Annotated in this window: 4 protein-coding genes and 1 pseudogene; 3 read left to right on the top strand and 2 right to left on the bottom strand. The window is 65.7% G+C overall.

All coding sequences use genetic code 11. From position 1 onward, the window contains the following. The 3 genes and pseudogenes from NP3_RS49495 to NP3_RS38600 all read left to right on the top strand — a co-directional run. Positions 1–431 (top strand): annotated as a pseudogene (locus NP3_RS49495) (virulence factor Mce); the annotation flags it as partial. Positions 432–504: 73 nt separating this feature from the next. Beyond that, the gene (locus NP3_RS38605) at positions 505–1,233 is read left to right on the top strand and encodes an Rv1363c family protein (RefSeq protein ID WP_063046657.1); all 729 of its coding nucleotides are present in this window, start codon (positions 505–507) and stop codon (positions 1,231–1,233) included. Beyond that, positions 1,230–1,769, top strand: coding sequence for an Rv1363c family protein (locus NP3_RS38600; RefSeq protein ID WP_373864814.1), 540 nt, complete (start codon positions 1,230–1,232; stop codon positions 1,767–1,769). Before NP3_RS38605 ends, NP3_RS38600 begins: the two co-directional genes overlap by 4 nt. On the opposite strand, the gene NP3_RS38595 is transcribed toward NP3_RS38600, so the two are convergent. Further along, positions 1,766–3,262, bottom strand: coding sequence for a sensor histidine kinase (locus NP3_RS38595; RefSeq protein ID WP_169814660.1), 1,497 nt, complete (start codon positions 3,260–3,262; stop codon positions 1,766–1,768). The two genes, NP3_RS38600 and NP3_RS38595, sit on opposite strands and share 4 nt — an antisense overlap. Then, entirely contained in the window at positions 3,259–3,996 is a 738-nt protein-coding gene (locus NP3_RS38590; protein ID WP_063046655.1) for a response regulator transcription factor, read from the bottom strand. Before NP3_RS38590 ends, NP3_RS38595 begins: the two co-directional genes overlap by 4 nt. Positions 3,997–4,099 lie beyond the last annotated feature (103 nt).

The raw sequence follows: 4,099 nt of genomic DNA, 5'->3' as shown, positions 1-4,099 counted from the left end.
CCACCGGCTTCCTCACGCCGGAGCAGCGCCGATCACCCGCCCAGCTCGACACCCCGGACACGCCGCCCGGGCTGTACTGCAAGGTGGCGCAGAACGCCAAGGAAGCCGTCCGCGGTATCCGCAATACGCCGTGCATGGAGGTGCCGGGTAAGCGGGCGCCATCGCCGGAGCTGTGCCGCGACCCGAACGGCTATGTGCCCGAAGGCAATAACCCGGCCTTCGGTCCGCCGCAGCCGGTGACACCGTCGGGTGACCCGATCGGCGATCAGGGCTCGACCCACCCGGCCGCACACAGTACGACATTGGATCCCAGCAGTGGGACTTTCATAGGACCGGACGGACGCACGTACCGTCAGGGGGATATCGGAAAGGACGGATCCGGCACGATACCGTCGAGTTGGCAGGCGATGCTTCAGGAGCAGCAGCAGTGAGAGAGCGCAGCGAACGAACCATGTCACAGCGTGCTTCGCGCATGCCGGAACCGAGCGTCAGCGAGGTGCGGGCATGAGTGAACCCAGTGTGGTCAAGGCCCGGTCCAGGCGACGGGCGGTACGTTCGGCGGGTCCGCCGCCGGAGGACACCCTCCCGCTCGAGACCGAAGGTGTCGAGCTGACCAAGGGTGTCGATGTCACCGTCAAGGTGACGAAGTCGGAGTCGGACAGCCCGAGCGAGGATGCCGAACCCGTGACCACGCTGGAAATACCCAGCGTCACGGATGTGGCCGACGACGCTCCGAAGTCCGGGCCGCCGCGCTGGGTGCTCATCGCAAGTGCCGCCGCGGCCGCGGTCGTGGCGATCGCGCTGGTGATCGGCACCGGATTCTTCGCCTACAACCTGCACACCGCATCCGACCGCGATGCGCGGCGCGCGGACTACGTGCAGACCGCCAAGCAGGCGATCCTCAATCTCACCACCATCAAGGACGACACCGCCAAGGCCGATATCGACCGCGTCCTCGCGGTGGCCTCGGGCGAACTCAAGGCCGAATACTCGCAGCGCAAGGACGCCTACGCGAGCGTGGTCGAACAGGCCAAGGTGAAGGCCACCGGTGAGATCATCGAATCCGCCATCGAGAGCGAGGACGGAGATTCGGCACGCGTGCTGGTCGCCGCCAAGCAGACCCTGACCAATGCGGGTATGGCGGATCCGCAGACGCGGTACTACCGATTTCGGGTCACCGTCACCCGCGGCGACAACGGGATCACCGCCTCACAAGTGGAGTTCGTCGCATGAGTACAGCATCGCGTAGCGATTCGATGAGGGGTGGCGGTCGGGTGACGGGTGGGCACAGGCGTCTGATTCTGGTGGCTTCCGCGGTCGCCCTCGTCATCGTCGCGCTGGCGGCCGTCTGCGGCGTCACCGGATACAAGTACTGGAACGACCGCAAGAGCGAACAGGCCCGTACCCAGGCCGTCCCCGCGGCCCAACGCACCGTCGAAGCGATGTTCACCTACAACTTCAAAACGGTGGACGCCGAATTGCCGAAGGCCGCCGACAATCTCGGCGGCAGCTTCCGCGACGACTACCTGAAACTGATCAAGGAAGCCATCGCCCCCGGCGCCAAGGAAAAGGAACTCAACGTCCAGGCCACCACCCAGGCCACCGGCGTAGTCTCCGCCGAACCCGCGCACGCCGTAGTCCTGCTCTACCTGAATCAGGTGAGCACCGGTAAGGACTCCCCCCAAGCCAACATCAGCACCAGCCGAGTCCGGGTAACCCTCGACAAAAACGACAGCCGCTGGCTCGTCTCCGCGGTAACCCCGATCTAGTGGATTTCGCGGGGTAGGCGGACGGTGAAGGTGGTGCCTTCGCCCTCGGCGCTTTCGACGCCCACTGTGCCGTTGTGCGCGTCGACCAGGGCTTGGACGATGGACAGGCCGAGGCCGGTGCCGCCGCTGGCGCGGGTGCGGGAAGTGTCGGTGCGGTAGAAGCGTTCGAAGATGCGCTCGGCCTCCTCGGGCGGCAAGCCCTGACCCGTGTCGGCGACCTCCAGCAGGACCTCGTCGTCGGTAGGGGTCAGCCGGACCCTGACGTCAGCGTCCGGGGGTGTGTGCGTGAGTGCGTTGTTCAGCAGGTTGGCCAGTATCTGGCGCAGCCGCGCTTCATCGCCGGTCACTTCCAATGTTCCTGTGCCCGAACGGATTTCCAGCTCTACGGAGCGGCGCGGACCGTCGTCGCCATTGGCCGCGGTGACGGCGCGGGCATTGTGCACGGCGTCGCTGGCGATGGCGAGCAGGTCGACCGGGCCCAGTTCCAGCGGACGCTGTGCGTCCAATCGGGCCAGCATCAACAGGTCTTCGACCAAGAGTCCCATGCGCTGGGCCTCGTGTTCGATGCGGTCCATGAACATGGCCGGGTCCGCTGTCGCGCCTTGCCGATACAGTTCGGCGAAGCCGCTGATGGTGGTGAGCGGGGTGCGCAGTTCATGGCTCGCGTCGGCGACGAAGCGGCGCATCTTCGCCTCGGAGCGCCGGGCCGCCGATTCGGAGGCTTCCGTCGCGGCGAAGGCCCGTTGGATCTGGGCCAGCATGCCGTTGAGCGATTGGGAAAGCCGGTCGACCTCGGTGTTGGTGCCGCGCACCGGAACTCGGCGATGCAGATCACCGGCGGCGATGGCGGCGGCGGTCTTCTCGACCCCGCGCAACGGCCGCAGACTGCGTCGGATCACGAAGTAGGCGAGCACCGCCAGCGCGGCGAGCACCGCGGCACCGACCATGAGCTGCAACATGATCAGTCGATTGACCGTGTCGATGTTCTCGGTGAGCGGTATCGCGACCGTCGTCGTGGTATCGGGTGACACCGCCGTCATGGTCCGCCATTTGACCGTCGAACCGTTCTTGGAGCCGACGGTTACCGCTCTGGTGAGGACCTTGCTGCCCGGCGGATCCGTGGTCGGCCGCACATCGGGCAGTCGCGGCAGTTCCGGCTCGGCCTCCTCGTTGAACGGTCTGGTCTCGAGATAAGTCGTGCCGTTGCCGCCCGGGGTCGGTTCGATGTGGACAAAGAAGGTGCTGGACGGATGCGACGGATTCGAAGGAGTCGGCGGCCGCGGCCGCGACCACGCCATCACCGCATCGCGAAGTTGCTGATCGGTGCGGTGCAGCAGCGAATTCTCCAGCGCCGAGGTGACGACCGTGCCGGATGCGAACAGTCCGAGCGCGGAAAGCAGTACGAGCGCCAGCACCAGCGTGACCCGCAGCGGAATCGCCGAAGAAGCGCTTGCCAGTTTGCGACGGATCTGTTCGAGCCGGGACGTGATCATTTGTCGGATTGGCGTGTGCGATTCGGTGCGCGCATCACGTAGCCCACACCACGCAGTGTGTGAATCAAGCGCTGATCGCCCGTGTCGACCTTCTTGCGCAGATACGAGACATAGGTTTCGACCACGCCGACCTCACCCCCGAAGTCGTAGCGCCACACGTGGTCCAGGATGCGCGGCTTACTCAACACCGTTCCGGCATTGACCATGAAATACCGCAGCAGGGTGAATTCGGTGGGCGACAACGCAACCGGCTCGCCCGCCTTCCACACCTCGTGCGTATCGTCGTCGAGTTCGATGTCCTCGAACCGGAGTCGCGAACTCTCGCGCTGCGGCGCGGCATGACCGAAGCGGCGCAGGACAACTCGCAGCCGGGCCACCACTTCCTCGAGGCTGAACGGTTTGGTGATGTAGTCGTCGGCGCCGAGGGTGAGTCCGGCGACCTTGTCCTGCACATCGTCGCGTGCGGTCAGGAACAGCACCGGTGCATCGATGCCGTCGGCGCGCAGTCGGCGCAGCAGCCCGAAGCCGTCCATACCCGGCATCATCACATCGACGATCAGTGCCTGCGGCCGGAAGGTGCGCGCCTTGTCCAGCGCCTGCGCCCCGTCGATAGCAGTATCGACGGCGAACCCCTGATAGCGCAGGCTCACCGACAGGAGCTCCACGATCATGGGTTCGTCGTCCACCACCAGCACTCGGGCCTCGGGCGTGGACTCCGCAGGCGCACCACTCATTGCTTCATAGTCCGGCAATCGACTGGGAACTGTCTGGACCTTGGCTGGGTGATTCCTGTGAGTGCTCTGTCTAATGGCAGCGCCTCCGGCGCTGCGTGTTCGC

Source organism: Nocardia pseudovaccinii NBRC 100343 (assembly GCF_001613225.1).
Lineage (GTDB): Bacteria > Actinomycetota > Actinomycetes > Mycobacteriales > Mycobacteriaceae > Nocardia > Nocardia pseudovaccinii.
This window is presented reverse-complemented; position numbering and strand designations above follow the sequence as displayed.